Annotated in this window: 17 protein-coding genes; 10 read left to right on the plus strand and 7 right to left on the minus strand. The window is 66.6% G+C overall.

All coding sequences use genetic code 11. The features are described 5' to 3' along the window. Window positions 1–92 precede the first annotated feature (92 nt). Together JX001_RS16395 and aspS are read right to left on the minus strand one after the other, a co-directional pair. Window positions 93–227, minus strand: a complete 135-nt coding sequence (locus tag JX001_RS16395; protein WP_255360388.1) for a hypothetical protein — start codon at window positions 225–227, stop codon at window positions 93–95. Between the two features lie 144 nt (window positions 228–371). Next, window positions 372–2,204, minus strand: coding sequence for an aspartate--tRNA ligase (aspS, locus tag JX001_RS12625; RefSeq protein ID WP_205681269.1), 1,833 nt, complete (start codon window positions 2,202–2,204; stop codon window positions 372–374). Between the two features lie 129 nt (window positions 2,205–2,333). On the opposite strand from aspS, the gene JX001_RS12630 reads away from it, so the two are divergent. The 4 genes from JX001_RS12630 (at window position 2,334) to JX001_RS12645 (ending at window position 7,185) form a co-directional block, all read left to right on the plus strand. Continuing rightward, window positions 2,334–2,657, plus strand: a complete 324-nt coding sequence (locus tag JX001_RS12630; protein WP_241004641.1) for a YciI family protein — start codon at window positions 2,334–2,336, stop codon at window positions 2,655–2,657. Between the two features lie 86 nt (window positions 2,658–2,743). Next, the gene (locus tag JX001_RS12635) at window positions 2,744–3,421 is read left to right on the plus strand and encodes a P-loop NTPase family protein (protein WP_205681270.1); all 678 of its coding nucleotides are present in this window, start codon (window positions 2,744–2,746) and stop codon (window positions 3,419–3,421) included. A 60-nt stretch (window positions 3,422–3,481) separates the two neighbouring features. Continuing rightward, window positions 3,482–5,698, plus strand: coding sequence for an RNA degradosome polyphosphate kinase (locus JX001_RS12640; protein WP_165116135.1), 2,217 nt, complete (start codon window positions 3,482–3,484; stop codon window positions 5,696–5,698). Beyond that, window positions 5,698–7,185 carry a Ppx/GppA phosphatase family protein gene (locus JX001_RS12645; RefSeq protein ID WP_205681271.1) on the plus strand — a complete coding sequence of 496 codons (1,488 nt, stop codon included), beginning with the start codon at window positions 5,698–5,700 and terminating at the stop codon, window positions 7,183–7,185. Before JX001_RS12640 ends, JX001_RS12645 begins: the two co-directional genes overlap by 1 nt. A gap of 12 nt (window positions 7,186–7,197) precedes the next feature. On the opposite strand, the gene rnd is transcribed toward JX001_RS12645, so the two are convergent. After that, window positions 7,198–8,346, minus strand: a complete 1,149-nt coding sequence (gene rnd / locus JX001_RS12650) for a ribonuclease D (RefSeq protein ID WP_205681272.1) — start codon at window positions 8,344–8,346, stop codon at window positions 7,198–7,200. A gap of 79 nt (window positions 8,347–8,425) precedes the next feature. Between rnd and purM the strand changes: the two genes are divergently transcribed. The 3 genes from purM (at window position 8,426) to JX001_RS12665 (ending at window position 12,224) form a co-directional block, all read left to right on the plus strand. Continuing rightward, window positions 8,426–9,463, plus strand: coding sequence for a phosphoribosylformylglycinamidine cyclo-ligase (gene purM / locus JX001_RS12655; protein ID WP_205681273.1), 1,038 nt, complete (start codon window positions 8,426–8,428; stop codon window positions 9,461–9,463). A 49-nt stretch (window positions 9,464–9,512) separates the two neighbouring features. Then, entirely contained in the window at window positions 9,513–10,052 is a 540-nt protein-coding gene (gene purN, locus JX001_RS12660; RefSeq protein WP_205683188.1) for a phosphoribosylglycinamide formyltransferase, read from the plus strand. Window positions 10,053–10,139: 87 nt separating this feature from the next. Continuing rightward, window positions 10,140–12,224, plus strand: coding sequence for a M13 family metallopeptidase (locus JX001_RS12665; RefSeq protein WP_205681274.1), 2,085 nt, complete (start codon window positions 10,140–10,142; stop codon window positions 12,222–12,224). A gap of 90 nt (window positions 12,225–12,314) precedes the next feature. On the opposite strand, the gene JX001_RS12670 is transcribed toward JX001_RS12665, so the two are convergent. Beyond that, complete coding sequence (locus tag JX001_RS12670) at window positions 12,315–12,515, minus strand: YMGG-like glycine zipper-containing protein (RefSeq protein WP_017504673.1); 201 nt, start codon at window positions 12,513–12,515, stop codon at window positions 12,315–12,317. Between the two features lie 164 nt (window positions 12,516–12,679). Continuing rightward, the gene (ndk, locus tag JX001_RS12675) at window positions 12,680–13,099 is read right to left on the minus strand and encodes a nucleoside-diphosphate kinase (protein ID WP_205681275.1); all 420 of its coding nucleotides are present in this window, start codon (window positions 13,097–13,099) and stop codon (window positions 12,680–12,682) included. Between the two features lie 151 nt (window positions 13,100–13,250). Here ndk and JX001_RS12680 point away from each other — a divergent pair, with 151 nt between their 5' ends. After that, window positions 13,251–15,158: an ABC-F family ATP-binding cassette domain-containing protein gene (locus tag JX001_RS12680; protein WP_205681276.1), complete on the plus strand. Its 1,908-nt coding sequence runs from the start codon at window positions 13,251–13,253 to the stop codon at window positions 15,156–15,158. Further along, window positions 15,155–15,406 (plus strand): DUF2164 domain-containing protein, encoded by a 252-nt coding sequence (locus tag JX001_RS12685; RefSeq protein ID WP_205681277.1) that lies wholly within the window; start codon window positions 15,155–15,157, stop codon window positions 15,404–15,406. Before JX001_RS12680 ends, JX001_RS12685 begins: the two co-directional genes overlap by 4 nt. Before the next feature lie 81 nt (window positions 15,407–15,487). Here JX001_RS12685 and JX001_RS12690 read toward each other — a convergent pair whose 3' ends face one another. Both JX001_RS12690 and JX001_RS12695 read right to left on the minus strand, forming a co-directional pair. Beyond that, entirely contained in the window at window positions 15,488–15,697 is a 210-nt protein-coding gene (locus tag JX001_RS12690) for a DUF3126 family protein (RefSeq protein ID WP_017504669.1), read from the minus strand. 84 nt (window positions 15,698–15,781) lie between these two features. Continuing rightward, complete coding sequence (locus JX001_RS12695) at window positions 15,782–16,981, minus strand: acetyltransferase domain-containing protein (protein ID WP_205681278.1); 1,200 nt, start codon at window positions 16,979–16,981, stop codon at window positions 15,782–15,784. A gap of 54 nt (window positions 16,982–17,035) precedes the next feature. On the opposite strand from JX001_RS12695, the gene JX001_RS12700 reads away from it, so the two are divergent. Then, window positions 17,036–19,123 (plus strand): TonB-dependent receptor, encoded by a 2,088-nt coding sequence (locus JX001_RS12700; RefSeq protein ID WP_205681279.1) that lies wholly within the window; start codon window positions 17,036–17,038, stop codon window positions 19,121–19,123. Window positions 19,124–19,130 lie beyond the last annotated feature (7 nt).

Consider the following 19,130-nt stretch of genomic DNA (forward strand, 5'->3'; position numbering starts at 1 on the left):
GGGGGTTTTGGGGACCGACGCGGCGCGACAGACGGCGTCCGCAGCGCTACATTAGGGCAGGATCGCGACCAGCGCCACGTTTTCCTTTGCGCTCAGCCCGTCCGCCCAGCTTCGACCGAGCCGTAAGCACCCGAAACCGGCCGGCCGTTCGCGTCATACTGGGTCGCACAGGCGCTCATGCCCAGCACGGTGCCGATGAAGATACCCAGTCGAATGGCGCGTCGCATTTGGTTACCGAAAGATTAACGTCCGATCCGAACGTAAATCCCGGTTTGCGGTTGCAGGCAATTGTGCTCGCCCTGGGCGCGAGCACAAAAAAGGGGGACGCCGCGAAGCGTCCCCCTTCTTCGTCTTTGATCAGACCTCGCCAATCACACCTTGATCGGCAGGGCCGTGCGGATGTGGACATCCTTCAGCTGGCGCTCCTCGGCCTCGGTCGGAGCGTTCATCAGCAGATCCTCGCCCTGCTGATTCAGCGGGAAGGCGATGACCTCGCGGATGGCCGTCTCGCCGGCCAGCAGCATGACGATGCGGTCGATGCCGGGGGCCAGGCCGCCGTGCGGCGGCGCGCCGAAGCGGAAGGCGTTCAACATGCCGCCGAACTGCTCCTCGACCACCGAGGCGTCGTAGCCGGCGATCTCGAACGCCTTGAGCATGATCTCGGCCTTGTGGTTCCGGATCGCGCCCGAGCACAGCTCATAGCCGTTGCAGACGATGTCGTACTGATAGGCGCGGATGGTCAGCGGGTCCTGGCCTTCCAGCGCCTCCAGCCCGCCCTGCGGCATGGAGAAGGGGTTGTGGCTGAAGTCGACCTTCTTCTCTTCTTCCGACCATTCGAACATGGGGAAGTCGACGATCCAGCAGAATTTGAACTGCTCTTCGTCCACCAACTTCAGCTCCGTGCCCACGCGTGTGCGGGCCAGGCCGGCGAACTTGGCGAAGACGCCCGGCTGACCGGCGACGAAGAAGGCCGCGTCGCCTTGGCCCAGACCCAGCGACGACATCAGGGCCTCGGTCGGTTCCTGACCCAGATTCTTGGCGATCGGGCCGCCCCAGGCGCCCTGGTCCTCGGACCAGAAGATATAGCCCAGGCCCGGCTGGCCCTCGCCCTGCGCCCAGCTGTTCATGCGGTCGCAGAAGGCGCGCGAACCGCCCGTGGGGGCCGGGATGGCCCAGACGGCGTTCTTGTCGTCCGCGCCCAGGATCTTGGCGAACAGGCCGAAGCCGCCGTCGCGGAAGTGGTCGGACACGACCTGCATCTTGATCGGGTTGCGCAGGTCCGGCTTGTCCGAGCCGTACCAGGCCATCGACTGGGCGTAAGTCAGGCGCTCGAACCCCTTGTGTTCAAACGTCTCGCCGAAGTCGTTGGTGAAGGTGTGGACGCCGTCGATGGCCGAGACCGGCTTGCCTTCGCCAAACTCCTCGAACACGCCGTGCATTAGCGGCTCGATGGCGGCGAAGACGTCTTCCTGCGTCACGAAGCTCATCTCGACATCGAGCTGATAGAACTCCAGCGAACGGTCGGCGCGCAGATCCTCGTCACGGAAGCACGGCGCGATCTGGAAATAACGGTCGAAGCCCGACACCATCAGCAGCTGTTTGAACTGCTGCGGCGCCTGCGGCAGCGCATAGAACTTGCCCGGATGCAGTCGCGACGGCACCAAGAAGTCGCGCGCGCCCTCAGGCGAAGAGGCCGTCAGGATCGGGGTCTGATATTCCAGGAAGCCTTGGTCGACCATGCGGCGGCGGATCGAGGAGATCACCTTGGAGCGCAGCACGATGTTCTTGTGCAGTCGCTCGCGGCGCAGATCCAGGAAGCGGTTGGCCAGGCGGATATCCTCAGGATATTCCTGATCGCCGAAGACCGGCATCGGCAGTTCGGCGGCTTCGGACAGCACCTCGACGCCCTGGACGCGCACCTCGACCTCGCCCGTGGGCAGGTTGGGGTTCACCACCGAGGCGTCGCGGGCGACCACCTCGCCATCGACCTTGATCACGCTCTCGGCGCGCAGACGTTCGACGGCGGCGAAGCCCGGCGTCTCGGGGTGCAGCACCAGCTGCGTCAGGCCGTAGTGGTCGCGCAGGTCGATGAACAGCAGGCCGCCGTGGTCGCGCTTGCGGTGAACCCAGCCCGACAGGCGAACAGCGGAACCGGCGTCGGAGGCGCGCAGGGCGCCGCAGGTGTGAGAGCGATAGGCGTGCATGAAACGAACCGTCTGGAGTCTCTGGGCGGTGGAATCCGACGCCGTCGGCGCCCGAAATCGAAGCGGCGTAGGACGCATCATCGCCCCGGAAAGTCAAGGTTTCAGCCGTTGCAAAGCCCGCCGCCGCGCATGATATCTGACGCTTCCATCCCGCCCGAGGCCGCCATGTTCATCGTCACCATCACCTACACCCAGCCCATCGAAGCCATCGAGGCGCGGACGGTCGAACATCGCGCGTGGCTGGATCAGCATGTCGCCAGCGGTCTGATCATCGCCGCCGGGCCGATGGTCCCGCGCACCGGCGGCATTCTGGTGGTGCGCGGCGGCGGAACCAAGCAAGAGCTGGAGACCCTGCTGAAGGACGATCCGTTCCAGGTTCACGGCCTGGCCGATTACACAGTGACCGAGTTCAAGGCCGGCAAGCTGAACCCGGCTTTGGCCGAATTCGCCTGATTTCATCCACAGGGGCGCGGTTCGCTCCCCGCAACCAACAGCGCGGGCCTGACGCGGTTAACGCCGGCCTCTGCTATGACAGGCGCATGTCCGCGCTGAGCGCCCTGCCCCCGACGACCACCGAACAGCTGCGTCTGCCGCTGGAGCGGCCGGTTGCGGGCGAGGCCTTCGTGACGTCCGACAGCAATGCCGAGGCCGTGCGCGTTCTGGCCCGCTGGCCCGACGGCGTAGGCGCCGTGCTGGCGCTTCACGGCCCCCCAGGATCGGGCAAGAGCCGCCTCGCCGCCGACTGGGCCGAACGGGTCGGCGCCGTGCCGCTGAACGGCGCCGAGGCCGCGCTGATGGATCCGCTGGAACTGGAAGGCCGGCCGGTCCTGCTCGACCGCGCGGCCGACGCAGACGACGAAAGCCTGTTTCATCTGATCAACCTGGCCAACTCCGGCGGCGGCGCCCTGCTGCTGGTGTCACGCTCTGCCCCGCGCCAGTGGTCGGTCGATCTGCCCGATCTGCGTTCGCGGCTGGACGCCGTGCGCGCCGTCGCCATAGCCGCGCCCGACGACGCGGTCCTGTCGGCCATCCTGCGCGCCCGCTTCGCCGAACGCAGCATCACCCCGTCCGACGACGTGATCGAATATCTGGTCCGCCGCCTGGACCGCTCGGCCGAGACCGCCGCTTCGGTGGTCGAACGTCTGGACGCCCTCCACCGCCCGGTCACGCGCGTTCTGGCGCGTCAGGTGCTTGACGCCATGGACGCCGCCGACTGACCCGCGACATTTTCTCGGCGCCCGCTTGCGGCCGTCACACACGCGCGCGAGAACCGGTTCATGACCGACGCCGCGATCCATGACGACACCCGAGGCGAAGAGGTTCCCGCCTCTCGCGCCCCTCAACTGGCGCTGAGCGAAGAGCTGATGGCCTCGCCCCGCCGGTTCTTCAATCGCGAAACCTCGTGGCTGGCGTTCAACGAACGCGTGCTGGAAGAAGCGGCCAACCCCAACCACCCGCTGCTGGAGCGGCTGCGGTTCCTGTCCATCTCGGCCAATAACCTGGACGAGTTCTTCATGACCCGCGTCGCCGGCCTGAAGGGCCAGTTGCGCGAACGCCTGCGCGTTCTGTCCGCCGACGGCCTGACCCCCGCCGAACAGCTGGAGCGGATCAACATCGCCGCCGGCGAGCTGATGGCCGAACAGCAGTTGCGCTGGCGCCAGCTGAAGAAGGAGCTGACCGTCGCCGGCATCGAGATCGTCGATCGCCAGAAGATCACCAAGACCGAGAAGGAGCGTCTGGAACCCGAGTTCCTGAACCAGCTCTTCGCCGTCCTAACGCCGCTCGCCATCGACCCGGCCCACCCCTTCCCCTTCCTGCCCAACCTCGGGTTCTCCCTGGCGCTGAAGCTGAAGCGCAAGGGCGAGACCAAGACCTTCTACGCCCTGGTGCCGGTGCCGACCCAGGTGCGCCGCTTCTGGGAACTGCCGACCGACGGCCGCTCCACGCCGGGGCACAAGCGGTTCATCACGCTGGAAAACGTGCTGCTGCTGTTCATCGACCACCTGTTCCCCGGCTGCGAGGTTCAGGAAAAGGGCGTTCTGCGCCTGATCCGCGACTCGGACATCGAGATCGAGGAAGAGGCCGAGGACCTGGTCCTGGAGTTCGAGGAGGCGTTGAAACAGCGTCGCCTGGGCTCGGTGGTGCGCGTCAAGATCGAGGCGTCCATGCCTGTCGATCTGCGCGATTTCATCGTCGGCGAGCTGGAGGCCGCGCCCCAGGACGTGGTTCTCGTCGACGGCATGCTGGGCCTGGCCCAGCTGTCGGACCTGATCCCCGGTGGCCACCCGGACCTGAAGTTCAAGGGTTATGAGCCGCGCTACCCCGAACGCGTCCGCGACAATGGCGGCGATGTCTTCGCGGCCATTCGCGAAAAGGATCTGCTGATCCACCACCCATTCGAGAGCTTCGACGTGGTGGTTCAGTTCCTGCGTCAGGCGGCGCGCGACCCCAACGTCATCGCCATCAAACAGACGCTGTATCGCACCTCCAAGGACAGCCCCATCGTCGCCGCCCTGATCGAGGCGGCCGAGAACGGCAAGAACGTCACCGCCCTGGTCGAGCTGAAGGCCCGCTTCGACGAAGAGGCCAATCTGCGCTGGGCGCGAGCGATGGAGCGGGCCGGCGTCCACGTCGTCTTCGGCTTCGTCGAATACAAGACCCACGCCAAGGTCAGCGTGGTGGTCCGTCGCGAGGGCGAGGGCCTGCGCACCTACTGCCACTTCGGCACCGGCAACTATCACCCCGTGACGGCCAAGGTTTACACCGACCTGTCGCTGTTCTCCTGCGATCCCGTGCTGGGGCGCGATGCGACGCGGGTGTTCAACTACATCACCGGCTATGCGACGCCAGACCACCTCGAAGCCCTGGTCGTCTCGCCGCTGAACATGAAGGCCACGCTGATCGAACTGATCGGCAAGGAGATGTCGGCCGCCGCCATGGGCAAGCCCGCCGCGATCTGGGTTAAGCTGAACGCCCTGGTCGATGTCGAGATCATCGACGCCCTGTACCGGGCCAGCCAGTGGGGCGTGCGTATCGATCTGGTGGTGCGCGGCATCTGCTGCCTGCGTCCCGGCGTGCCGGGCCTGTCAGAGAATATCCGGGTCAAGTCGATCGTCGGCCGCTTCCTGGAACACAGCCGCATCGTCTGTTTCGCCAATGGCAAGGACCTGCCGCATGACAAGGCCAAGGTCTTTATCTCCTCGGCCGACTGGATGACGCGAAACCTGGATCGCCGGGTCGAGCTTATGACGCCGATCCGCAACGCCACCGTCCACGATCAGGTGCTGGACCAGATCATGGTCGCCAATCTGAAGGACGATGCACAAAGCTGGGTGCTGGACGCCGAAGGGCGCTATACACGCGTCACCCCCGCCGACCCGGAGCGGCCCTTCTCGGCCCACAAATACTTCATGACCAACCCCAGCCTGTCCGGGCGCGGCCGCAAGGCCAAGAGCCTGCCCGCCGTCCTGCGCTACGAGCGTCCAGGCCGCTGATGCCCGACATCACGCTTACCGACCGCGACATCGCCGCGATCGACATCGGTTCAAACTCGGTTCGTCTGGTCCTGTACCGGCTGGAAGGCCGCGCGATCTGGACCGTCTATAATGAGAAGGTTCTGGCCGGCCTGGGCCGCGACCTGCCGACGACACGCAAACTGTCGCCCGAGGGCGTGGTGATGGCGATGACGGCGCTGCGCCGTTTCGCCGCCGTGCTGGAAGGCGTGCGGCCTGACGCGACCCTGATCGCCGCCACCGCCGCCGTGCGCGAAGCCTTGGACGGGCCGGAGTTCTGTGAACGGGTCGCCGCCGAGACCGGCCTCCAGATCCGCGTCCTGTCGGGTGAGGAAGAGGCCAAATACGCGGCCATGGGCGTATTGGCCGGCGCCCCCCTGGCTCACGGCGTCTCGGCCGATATGGGCGGCGCCAGTCTTGAGCTGACCCGGCTTAACGGCGACGGCGTCGAGAATGGCCTGACCCTGCCGCTGGGTCCGTTTGCTCTGGCTGACGGCAAGGCCTTCGACGCCGAGCGCATCAAGATCCGCATCGATCAGGCCCTGAAACCGGTCGCAGGCCAGTTCAAGAGCGAGCGCCTCTACGCCGTCGGCGGCGCCTGGCGTACCCTGGCTCAGGTGCAGATGGGCCTGAAATCCTATCCGCTGAAGGTCGTGCATCAGTATCAGATGTCGGCCGATGAGGCGCTGGAGACCGCGCGTCTGGTCGCGCAACAGTCGGCGGCCAGCCTGGCCAAACTGCCCGGCGTGTCGAAGAAGCGCGCCGAGACCCTGCCCTACGCCGGCCTGGTGCTTGAGGCGTTGATCAAACATCTCGGGCTCAAACAGATCGAGATGTCGGCCTGGGGCGTGCGCGAAGGCCTGCTGTTCGAGACGCTGGACGAGGCGACGCGCACGGCCGATCCGCTTCTGGCCGGCTGCACCGCCCTAGGCGGTCGGCAGGGCGTAGCTCCCGCCCTGCCCGGCGCGCTGAACGGCTGGATTTCCGAAATCGTCGCGGCCCTGCCCGAGGTGTTCGGCGAAAAACGCGACGCCGTTCTGGTCAGCGCGGCCTGCCGTCTGGCGGATCTGGGCGCGCGGCTGCATCCGGATCACCGGCTGGAGCTTGTCTTCGACCAGGTGCTGCGCGCGCCCGTCGCCGGCATCAGCCACACGGAACGCGCCTTTTTGGCCAGCGCGATGAACGCCCGCTACGGCGGCGCGCCCGCCACGCCTCAGCCCGAGGTCATCGACCGCCTGCTCGACGCCGCCGCCGCCAAACGCGCCCGCGCCATCGGCCTGGCTATTCGCCTGGCCTGCGATCTGTCCGGTCGCTCGCCCCAACTGATGGCCAACGCCACCGCAAAGGTCAAAGGCGGCGACCTGCGCCTGACCGCGACCGAAGGCTACGCCGACGTCCTCTTGGGCGAACAGACCAAGAAGCGCGCCAAGGCCCTCGCCGAGGCGATGGACCTGGGGCTGAAGATTTAGGCTAAGCGGCCCCTACTCGATCTCGACGACTTCCACCCGCGCGCCGTTCAGCACCAGGGCGATCTCGCCGCGCTTCAGCTTCAGCGCGTCTTCGCCGAAGATCTGGCGGCGCCAGCCCTTCATGGCGTCGATGTCGGCGTCGTCGCTGATGGCGATCTTTTCTAGGTCCGACACGGTGGCGATCAGCTTGGAGGCCACGCCGGCGTTGTCGCTCTTGGCCTTCAGCAGCACCTTCAACAGTTCCACCACCGACGGCGGGGCCGGCTGGCGATGGGCGGGGCGCTCCATCTCGGGCGCAAAGGCTTCGGGATCGGCCAGAACCCGCTTCAACTCCTCGGCCAGTTCCAGACCCAGGCGTGAACCGCCGAAACCCTTGGGCACCGAGCGCAGGCGATTGAAGGCCTCGACATCCGTCGGGGTCTGCTGGGCGATCTCGTCGATCCCCTCGTCCTTCAGGATGCGGCCGCGCGGCTGGTCGCGCTCCTGCGCCGCCCGCTCGCGCCAGACGGCGACGGCCTTGAACGCCGCCAGATATTTAGCCGAGAACTTCTTGGGCTTCAGCCGCTTCCAGGCGTTTTCGGGATTGGTGTCGTAGAGGGCCGGATCGGTCAGGCTCTCCATCTCGGACATCACCCACTCCAGCCGGCCTTCCTTCTGCAGCCGGTCGCGCAGCTTGGGGTAAAGCGCCGCAAGGTGGGTCACGTCGCCCAGCGCATACACCAGTTGGTTCTCCGACAACGGCCGGCGCGCCCAGTCGGTGAAGCGACTGCCCTTGTCCACCTCGATGCGCAGCATCTGCCGGACCAGCGAATCATAGGCGACCTGCTCGCCGAACCCGGCGGCCATGGCGGCGACCTGGGTGTCGAACATCGGCTTGGGCATGGCCCCCAGGCGCACGAAGATTTCCACGTCCTGGCGACAGGCGTGGAAGACCTTCACGATCTTCTCGTCGCGCAACAGCTCCAGGAACGGCTCCAGATCCAGCCCCTCCGCCATCGGATCGATGATGGCGGCGTGATCGGCCGAGGCCGCCTGGATCAGGCAGAGCTTCGGCCAGTAGGTCGTTTCCCGCATGAACTCGGTGTCGACCGTGATGAAGGGAGCGTTGGCTACGCGGGCGCAGAAATCGGCCAGCGCCTCGGTGGTGGTGATCGGCGTCATTCCGATGCTATAGCCCCGCGCATCCTACCTGTGGCAAGAGCCGCGCTGCATTTCCGCCCCGATTCAGGCCCGAGATCCCATGAGCGACACCCAAAAGCCTCTCGAAAACGGTCTGACCTACGCCGATGCGGGTGTGGACATCGACGCGGGCGAAATGCTGGTCGAACATATCAAGCCGCTGGCGAAATCGACGGCGCGCCCCGGATCGGAGCCCTCGCTGGGCGGATTCGGCGCCCTGTTCGACCTGAAGGCCGCCGGCTTCCAGGATCCGCTGATCGTCACCACTACGGACGGCGTGGGCACCAAGCTGAAGATCGCGATCGAGACCGGCCGTCATGACGGCGTCGGCGTCGACCTGGTCGCCATGTGCGTCAACGACCTGTTGGCCCAGGGCGCCGAGCCCCTGCTGTTCCTCGACTATTACGCGACCGGCCGGCTTGAGATCGACGCCGCGCGCCGCGTGGTCGCCGGCATCGCCGAGGGCTGTCGCCAGGCCGGAGCCGCCCTGGTCGGCGGCGAGACCGCCGAAATGCCGGGCATGTACACCGAGGGCGACTATGACCTGGCCGGCTTCAGCCTGGGCGCCGTCGAGCGCGGCCACGCCCTGCCCTATCTGGATCGCCAGGCGGCCGGCGACGTCATCATCGGCCTGGCCTCCACCGGCCCGCACTCCAACGGCTATTCGCTGGTGCGCAAGGTGGTCGAGAAGTCCGGTCTGGCTTGGGGCGACGACGCCCCCTTCGCCAAGGACCGTTCGCTGGCCCAGGCCCTGATGGAGCCGACCCGCATCTATGTGAAGCCGGTGCTGCCGATCATGAAGGCGGGCCTGGTCAAGGGCGCGGCCCACATCACCGGCGGCGGCCTGATCGAAAACCCACCCCGCTGCATCGCCGAGGGTCTGCAGGCCCGCTTCGACTGGAACGCTTGGCCCATGCCGGCCGTCTTCCAGTGGCTGGCGGAGACCGGCGGCATCAGCGACCACGAGATGCGCCGCACCTTCAACTGCGGCGTCGGCTTCATCCTGATCGTCTCGCCCGAGAACGCCCAGCCCGTGCTGGCGGCCCTTCTCAACGCCGGCGAAGTCGCCTTCGTCTGCGGACAACTGGAAGCGGCCTGATCTCGTGAAAACGCGCGTCGCCGTCCTGATCTCGGGGGCGGGCTCCAACATGGCGGCGCTGATCGACGCCGGTCAGGCGCCGGACAGCGGCTATGAGGTCGTGCTGGTGCTGTCGAACATCGAGGGCGCGGGCGGTCTGGCGATTGCGGCGGCCAAGGGCGTGGCGACGGCGACCGTGGCGCATAAATCGTTCGACAAGGACCGTGAGGCGCATGAGCGGGCGGTGGACGCCGTCCTGCGCGACGCGGGCGTCGAGGTCGTGGCTCTGGCCGGCTATATGCGCGTGCTTACGCCTTGGCTCGTCGGAGGCTGGCGCGAGCGGATGCTGAACATCCACCCCAGCCTGCTGCCCCTTTATCCGGGCCTAGACACCCACGCCCGCGCCATCGCCGCCGGCGACGCCGAGGCCGGCTGCACGGTCCATCTGGTGACCGAGGGCGTGGATGAGGGCCCGATCCTGGGCCAGGCGCGCGTACCGATCGTCGCGGGCGACACGGCCGAGGCCCTGGCCGAACGGGTCAAGACGGCGGAGCATCACCTTTACCCGCAGGTGCTGGGCGACTTCTGCCGAGACGTGCCCCGCCGTTAGCGGCGCGAAGATTACAAAAACGTCATGCGACAGACCGCCGCACCGGCGCAATGGTGCGCCCGACCTCAATCGGGACCCTATCTATCCATGACTCGCATTCGTCTGATGGCCGCCTGCTCGGCCTGTATCGTCGTCGCTCTCACCGGCGGCGCGGCCTCGGCCCAGGACGCTTCGGCCCAGAACGCTTCGGACCAGCATTCGCACGGCATGGCCGGCGCGGCCCATAGCCCCTTCGGCGCCTGGGGCTTCGATCTGGCCGGTCGCAACACCTCGGTTAAGCCCGGCGACGACTTCAACGAATACGCCAACGGAACCTATCTGCGCACGACCGAGATTCCGGCCGACAAGTCGCGCTTCGGCCCGTTCGACGTCCTGTATGAGAACGCCCAGTCCCAGCTGAAATCGATCATCGAGACCAGCGCCGCCAATCCCGCCAACGAGAACGCCCGCAAGGTCGGCGCCCTGTATGCCAGCTTCATGGACGAGGCGAAGATCGAGCAGTTGGGCGCGACGCCGCTGGCCGCCGACCTGGCCGCCGTCAAGGCGGTCACCGACCACGCCGGCATGGCGCGCCTGATGGGCGAGAGCCATTCGGGCTTCGGCGGCTCCCTGTTCGGCATCGACGTGTTCGAGGATTTAAAGAACCCCAATCTGAACTCGGCCTATCTGGGTCAGGGATCGCTGGGGCTGCCGGACCGCGACTACTATCTGAAGCCCGACTTCGCCGCCCAGCGCGAGGCCTATCTGGCCTATCTGACGACGACCTTGACCGCCATCGGCTGGGCCGATCCGGCCAAGACCGCCGCCGACATCCTCGCCTTCGAAACCAAGGTCGCCGACAAGCAGTGGACGACGGTCGAGCGTCGCCAGATCGACAAGCTGTACAATCCGGCCAAGGCCTCGGACCTGGCGACCCTGGCTCCCGGCTTCGACTGGGCCGGCTTCCTGGCCGGCGCCCAGGTGTCGGACGTCGACACCTTGGTGCTGATGGAAAACACCGCCATCCCCGCCATCGCCCAGGTGTTCGCCGACACCCCGATCGAGACGCTGAAGGCTTGGCAGGCGTTCAACGTCGTCGATCAGGCCAGCCCCTATCTGTCAAAGGCCTTCGTCGACGCCCGCTTCGACTTCCGCGGCAAGACGCTGCGCGGTCAGCCTGAAAACCGTCCCCGCTGGAACCGGGGCGTGGCTCTGGTCGACGGTCAGCTGGGCGAGGTCCTGGCCCAGGAATACGTCCGCCTGCATTTCCCCGCCTCGTCCAAGGCCCAGATGGAAGCGCTGGTCGGCAACATCCGCGACGCCATGACCGAGCGGCTGAAGACCCTGGACTGGATGAGCGAGCCGACGCGCGAGCAGGCCCTGTACAAGATGTCCAAGTTCGGGGTGAAGATCGGCTATCCCGACAAGTGGCGCTCGTATGACGGGCTGGAGCTGAAGGCCGACGACCTGTACGGCAACGTCGAGCGCTCATCGGCCTTCGAATGGGCCTACAAGCGCGGCAAGATCGGCAAGCCGGTCGATCCGCTGGAATGGGGCATGACCCCTCAGACGGTGAACGCCTACTACAACCCGCCGCGCAACGAGATCGTCTTCCCGGCCGCCATCCTGCAGGCGCCCTTCTTCGATCCGAACGCGGACCCGGCCGTCAACTACGGCGGCATCGGCGCGGTCATCGGCCACGAGATCACCCACGGCTTCGACGATCAGGGCCGCAAGTCGGACGGCGACGGCGTGCTGCGCGACTGGTGGACGCCGGAAGACGCCGCCCGCTTCGAGGCGCGCGCCAAGGTGCTGGGCGACATCTACGACAAGCTGGAGCCGATCCCCGGCGTGCACGTCAACGGCGACCTGACGATGGGCGAGAACATCGCCGACTTGGGCGGGCTGCTGCTGGCCCTGGACGCCTATCACAAGTCTCTGAACGGCCAGCCGGCGCCGGTCATCGACGGGCTGACGGGCGATCAGCGCGTCTTCCTGGGCTGGGCGCAGGTCTGGCGCGAGAAGTCGCGCGAGGCGGCGCTAACGGAGCAGTTGACCACGGACCCGCACTCGCCCGGCCCGGTGCGCGCCGCGACCTCGCCGCGCAACATCGACGCCTGGTATGCGGCCTTCGGCGTCTCACCGGACCAGAAGGAATATATCGCGCCCGAGGCCCGCGCCCGCATCTGGTAAAGGCGCCAGAGGTCAGACGTAGAAAAGGCCCGGAGCGACGCTCCGGGCCTTTTTGCCATCCGGGCTTTCGCCCGAAAGACCTAGACGGATTTAGCGGGGCTTGGTCGCCGCGCCGGCGACGGCGCCGATGGCGGCGCCGGCCACGGTCGAACCAGTGTTGCCGCCGATGACCTGACCGGCGACGGCGCCGCCCAGGGCGCCGGTGGCGGCGCGTTGTTCCATCGTTTGGCCGCAGGCGGCCAGCAGGGCCACGACGCCGATGACGGGGGCCAGTTTGATCATGGTCTTCATGGGTCTTCTCCGGGAGACGAACGAGATAATGACCACCAAACGACAAGGCCCGCGTCCGGTTCCGGGCGCGGGCCTATATAGTCACGCTATGCGAGAGGCTTCGCTCTCGCATCGCTTTGTTTCGGCGCTACGCTCGGGACGCGGTTCCTCGCGAGCTTGAGCGCTTAGCCGACGATCTGGTCGTCGGTGAAGAACTGGGCGATCTCGATCTTGGCGTTGTCCTGGCTGTCCGAACCGTGGACCGAGTTTTCACCGATCGACAGGGCGAACTGCTTACGGATTGTGCCCTCGGCGGCCTGTTCCGGGTTGGTGGCGCCCATGACTTCACGATAGGCGGCGACGGCGTTGTCGCCTTCCAGCACCTGAACGACGACCGGCTCTGCCGTCATCTGCTCAACCAGCTCGCCGTAGAACGGGCGCTCGGCGTGCACTTCGTAGAATTTCTTGGCTTGTTCGGTCGTCAGCTTGACGCGGCGCTGGGCCACGATGCGCAGGCCGGCGCCTTCGATCACGGCGTTGATCGCGCCGGTCAGGTTGCGGCGCGTGGCGTCGGGCTTGATGATCGAGAAGGTACGTTCGGCCATGGGAATTGACTTCTTGTTGGGAGATTGAGTGTCGCGGGCTTATAGCGACCACCTCCCGCGTTTCCAACCGTCCCTTTTTGCATCCCTGACGCACGCCGCATGGCGACCTGCCGATTGAGGGACGCCGACCAACCGAAGAACCCTCGCCGCAATGCTCCAGATCACCGACCTGACCTTCAACGCCTGGGGCCGCAAGTTTCTCGTGGACGCCTCCGTCAGCCTGCCGCCCGGCTCCAAGGTCGGTCTGGTCGGCCGCAACGGCATCGGCAAATCGACCCTGTTCAAGCTGATCCTGGGCGAGCTTCACGCCGCCGGCGACGAGATCAGCCTGCCCAAGACCGCCCGTATCGGCTCGGTCGATCAGGAGCATCCGGCGACCCCCGTCAGCGTCATCGACACCATCCTTGAGGCCGACGTCGAACGCCACACCCTGCTGGGCCGGCTTGAGACCGCCGAACCGGAAGAGATGGGCGAGATTTGGTCGCGCCTGATCGAGATCGACGCCGACGCCGCGCCCGCGCGCGCCGCCGAAATCCTGGTCGGCCTGGGCTTCGATCAGGAGAACCAGGTCCGACCGATGTCCGAGTTCTCGGGCGGCTGGCGGATGCGCGTCGCCCTGGCCGCCGCCCTGTTCGCCGAGCCGGACATGCTGCTGCTGGACGAACCGACCAACTACCTCGACCTGGAAGGCGCCCTGTGGCTCGAGGCGCGGCTGAAGAAATACCCGCACACCGCCCTGATCATTTCCCACGACCGCGAGATGTTGAACGAGGTCTGCACCCATATCCTGCACCTCGCGAACCACACCCTGACGCTCTACACCGGCAACTACGACGCCTTCGAAAAGGCCCGCGCTGAGAAGGCGCGCCTCCAGCTGTCCGCCAAGGCCAAGCAGGACGCCGAGCGCGCCCACCTTCAGGCCTTCGTTGATCGCTTCAAGGCCAAGGCCTCCAAGGCCGCCCAAGCCCAGTCGCGCATGAAGCGGCTGGAGAAGATGCAGCCCGTCGCCACCACGATCGAGGAGCGCGTCGCCCCCTTCACCCTGCCCTCGCCGCCGCGCCCGTTGGCCCCGCCGCTGATCCGGCTGGAGCGGGCCAATGTCGGCTATGAGCCGGGCAAGCCGATCCTGCGCAATCTGAACCTGCGCATGGATTTGGACGACCGCATCGGCCTGCTGGGCGTCAACGGCGCCGGCAAGTCGACCTTCGCCAAGATGATCGCCGGCGCTCTGGACGTGTCCGAGGGCGAGCTTCACCGCGACAGAAAGATGCGCGTCGGCTGGTTCCACCAGCACCAGATCGAGGCGATGGACCCGACGGACACGCCGCTGGAGATCATCCGCCGCGCCATGCCGGACGCGCTCGAAAGCGCCCGCCGCTCCAAACTGGCCCAGTTCGGCCTGGGCTATGAGAAGCAGGAAACAACGGTCGACAGCCTGTCGGGCGGCGAGCGCGCGCGGCTGCTGCTGAACATGGTGGCGATGGACGCGCCCCACGTCCTGATCCTGGACGAACCGACCAACCACCTGGATATCGACAGCCGTCGCGCCCTGCTGGACGCGCTGAACGACTACAACGGCGCCGTCATCCTGATCACCCACGACCGCTCGCTGATGGAGATGGTGGCGGATCGCCTGTGGCTGGCCGCCGACGGCACGGTGAAACCCTTTGACGGCGACATGGACGACTACGCCAAGTTCGTCCTCGACCGCGCGAAACAGGCCATCGCCAAGCCCAGCCAGATCAAGAAGGAAGAGGCCAAGGCGAACTCAGGCGCCCCCCAAGCAGAGAGCGCCCGCGGCGCGAACGATAGGGGCAACAAGAAGCGATCCGGCCCCTCGCCCTCGACCCTGCGCCATGCGGTCAAGAAGGCCGAGGAGAATATGACCCGCCTGACGGCCGAGATCGCCCGCATCGACGACGACATGGCCACCGCCTCGGTCAGCAATCCCAAAGCCCTCGAAGGCCTGACCCGCGCCCGCGCCAAGACCGAGGCCGATCTGGCCGCCGCCGAAGCCGCCTGGGTGGCCGCCGAAGAAGCCTTGGCGGAGGTCGCATGAAACCGATCGAATTCTCCAAGGAAGACCGCGCGGCGGTCACAGCCAAACTGCGCGACTACTTCGCCCGCGAACTGGATCAGGAACTCGGCCAGCTTCCGGCCGAGATGCTGCTGGACTTCATCGGCACGGAGATCGGCGGCGCCTTCTACAATCGCGGCGTCCACGACGCCCAGCAACTGGTCCAGCAGAAGGCCGAGGACATCGTCGAGGCGCTGTATGGCCTCGAACGCGCAGCCCCCACGCGCTGACCGACCCTCATCGCGGAACGGGTCGGCCCAAACGAAAACCGCCCGGCGCATTCACGCCGGGCGGTCGGATCGGTCGGCGTTTTACGCCGGAAGGTCTTCGGCCAGGATCGCCATTTCGAACATGAACGAACCTTCCTCGTCCTCGTCCTCGAAGACGATGCCGATGAACTCGTCGCCGACATAGACCTCGGCCGAGTCATTCTGCTTGGGGCGGGCCTTCACGATGATGCCGCCGGTGTTGAAGGTGCGCTTGAGGTGCGCCTCGATGCGCTTCAGGTCGGTGTCTTTCACGGGGGGCCTCATGGTCTGGACGTTGGCGGCGGACCCTAGAGACATCGGCGGTTCAGGGAAACCGGCGCCGCGCATTTTCCCGCTTCAGAGATACTTCATCCACCATTGCGAACTGCGCCGCTTGACCCCGCCAAACCATCGGCAGGCGAACCAGCAAGGCACGGCCAGGAGGGCCGCAAGCGCCCACAGCCAAGCCACTCCCGGCACGGCGAACCCGTTACCCTGATTTGGCCCGAACACGGCCAACGCCGCCAGGTTCACCAGGTGCAGCGCATAGATATGCAGGATGTAGAAGAACAGAGGCGCCGCGCCGAACACGGCCAGCAAGCCGATCAGCCGATCCGGCGCCTTCTCCAGCCCCGCCAGGATCAGCGCCCCAACCCCCAGCGTCAGCAGCAGGAAGTCGGCGGACGGCGGATATTTGGTCAGGTTCAGCACGCTCATCACCGTCTGGATCGGCGTGGCCTGCACGCTCCAGGGCGTCGGATCACCGTACAGATTGGTCGCCCTCAGCACGACGAACAGGGCTAGAGCGCCCAAGCCTGTCAGCACCAGCCGCCGCAACCGCGTCCTCTGCTCACGCATGAACCACGGCCCGATGGCGTATCCCAGCGCCGCCACCCCGATCCAGGGCAGCAGAGGATAGGAGGTCCGCACCTGACCACCCCAGGGCAGGTCGAGCATGCTGCGATCATGCATCACAGCCCAGAACACATGACCGGGCTGACCGGCTGCGATGGTGATCGGGTCCAGCAGGTTGTGCCCCAGGACGATGACCAATCCGACGGCGATCAGGGCGGGACGCGGCAGATGCGCCAGCGCCGCAAGCGCGATCATCGACAGGCCGATGGCCCAGATGACCTGCAGATAGATGATCTGCGGCGTGAACGAGAAGCTCCAGCCGAAACCGACGACCGTCAGTTCCAGAACGACGAGAAACAAGCCGCGCTTCCACAGGAAGTCAGCCGCCGACCGGGCGCCTTGCGCCCCCTGGCCCTGCTTGTTGCCGTAAAGCCAGGCCCCCACCCCCGTCAGCGCCAGGAAGATGGGCGCACACAGATGCGCCGACAGCCGCGTGAAGAACAACGCCGGCGAGGTCGTCTCCACATTCATCGGGTCCGAGACCTGGGCGTGGATGAAGAAGGACTCGCGCGCGTGATCGACCAGCATCAGCAAGATGACCAGCCCGCGCAGGGCGTCGATGGATCGAATCCGACCGACCGCTCGGACCGCGGTGGTTATCGGAATGCCGAAGGCGGGGACAGGCGTTGCAGCAGTTGACATCGTCATACCGGAGCGGATAGCCGATATATTATAACGTTTCAAACGGAGTCTGTCTTGTCTCTCCTCCTGAGCTGCGCCGGCGCCTGCCTGCTGGGCGCCGCCAACAGCCCCATCGTCACCCCCGTCCCCTTGCCCGTTGGGATGGCCGAACCCGCGACAGTCGGGGAGATCGTCGTTCTGGGCCGCCGCTCGGCGCCGCGTGACCTGACCCTGGGTGCAGGAGCGATCACCGAGGCCATGTCGCCGTCCAGCCGCTCCATCGAGAACGATCTGATCAAGGCCGTGGGCGCGACGCGCCTGGCCGATGCGCTGGAACTGGTCAGCGGCGTCAGCCAGCAGAACAATCGCGGCGGCGTCATGGACAACTTCGCCATCCGCGGTTTCCTGGGCACGCCCGACGGCGGCGCGGAATATTACGTCGACGGCTTTCTGGCCAATCGCGGCATGGCCCCGCCCCGCGACCCGGCGACGTCCGAACGGATCGAGGTGTTGAAGGGGCCGTCCGGCGCCCTGTTCGGCGACATCGACCCGGCCGGACGCATCAATATCGTCTCCAAGACCCCGCGCTTTGCGCCCGCCGCCGCCTTTACCGCCACGGTGGGATCATTCGGTCTGCGTCGCGGCGAACTGGACCTGACCGGCCCGATCAACGACACCCTGGCCGGACGGCTTGTGGTGGCGGGCGAGACTTCGAACGGCTGGCGCGACTATGTCGGCCTGGACCGCACCGTGGTGGCGCCCTCCCTGACCTGGCGTCCCACCAACGATCTGCGCCTGATTTATGTGGGCGAGTTCACCACCTTCACGACCCTGTTCGATCGGGGGATGCCGGCGATCAACGGCGACGCGCTGTTTCTGCCGCCCTCGAACTACTACGGCGAGCCCGGCGACGGCCTGACCCGCTTCCGCAACGAACGGCATCAGATCACCGGCGAATACCGGATCAATGACGACTGGAGCCTGAACGGCGGCGTCGCCTGGCGCGGCGGCTCGCTGAAGGGCCTGTCCAGCGATCAGTCGCGCCTGGTCGGCGACCAGCTGTGGCGTCAGCGTCGCGGACGCGACTTTTCGGTCGAGGACCTGTCGGCCCGGCTGGAGTTGAACGGCGTGGTCGAGACGGGGCTGGGCGTTCACAACCTCGGTTTCGGAGTGAAGGCCTATCAGCTGACCTATGGCGAGAAGTGGCTGCGCATCAATCCGACCGCCGCCAATCCCTATCCGATCAATGTCCTCAATCCCGTGTATGGCGCGGTCACGCCGCCGACGCCCCTCCCCTTCACCGACAATCTGGAAACGCGCGACGTCGTCACCCTGTACGCCCAGGATTTGTGGGAGGTGAACGACCGCCTCAGCCTGCTGGCCGGGCTGCGGTTCGACAACTACGACCAGACCATCCGAAACAACCGCACCGGCGCCGTCGGCGAGGCCCGCGATACGCCCCTGAAATACCGTTTCGCCGCCCGCTATCGCCTGACCGACAACCTGACCGCCCACGCCAGCTATGGTCAGTCGTTCGTGCTAAACTCCGGCACGGGTCGCGGCGGCTCCGGCTTCGCGCCCGAGGATGGCAAGGGCTACGAGATCGGCCTGGCCGGCGCCTGGGACGGACTGGACCTCGCCGCCACCGTCTTCGACATTGAGAAGTCGAACATTCTGACGACCGATCCGGTCGATCCCAATTTCCTGGCTCCGGTGGGCAAGCTGACGACTCGCGGGATCGAGCTGGACGGCGCCCTGAAGATCGACGAAGTCTGGCAGGTGGTCGCCAACTACGGCTGGACCGACGCCCAGGCCGACGACCGTGCGTTCGCCACCGACGCCGTGCTGAACGTGCCCGAACATTCCGGCTCACTGTTCGTGATCGGTCGCTTCCCCACCATCCACGGCACGACCTGGTCATTCATGACCGGCGCGGCCTACGTCGGCGACCGGGCCGGCGGCCTGGCGCTCGGCGCGCCCGAATTGCCTGCCCACTGGAAGGCCAAGGCCGCGCTGGACTATGGCCTGACGCCCCAGGTCACGGCCCGCGTCGAGGTCGATAACCTGTTTGACGAGCGTTACGCCGCCAGCTCCTACAGCGCCCTGTGGATCTACCCCGGCGCCCCGCGCAGCGTCCGCGCCTCGCTCAGGATCGCCCTGTGAAGCGCCG

The organism is Brevundimonas fontaquae (assembly GCF_017086445.1).
Lineage (GTDB): Bacteria > Pseudomonadota > Alphaproteobacteria > Caulobacterales > Caulobacteraceae > Brevundimonas > Brevundimonas fontaquae.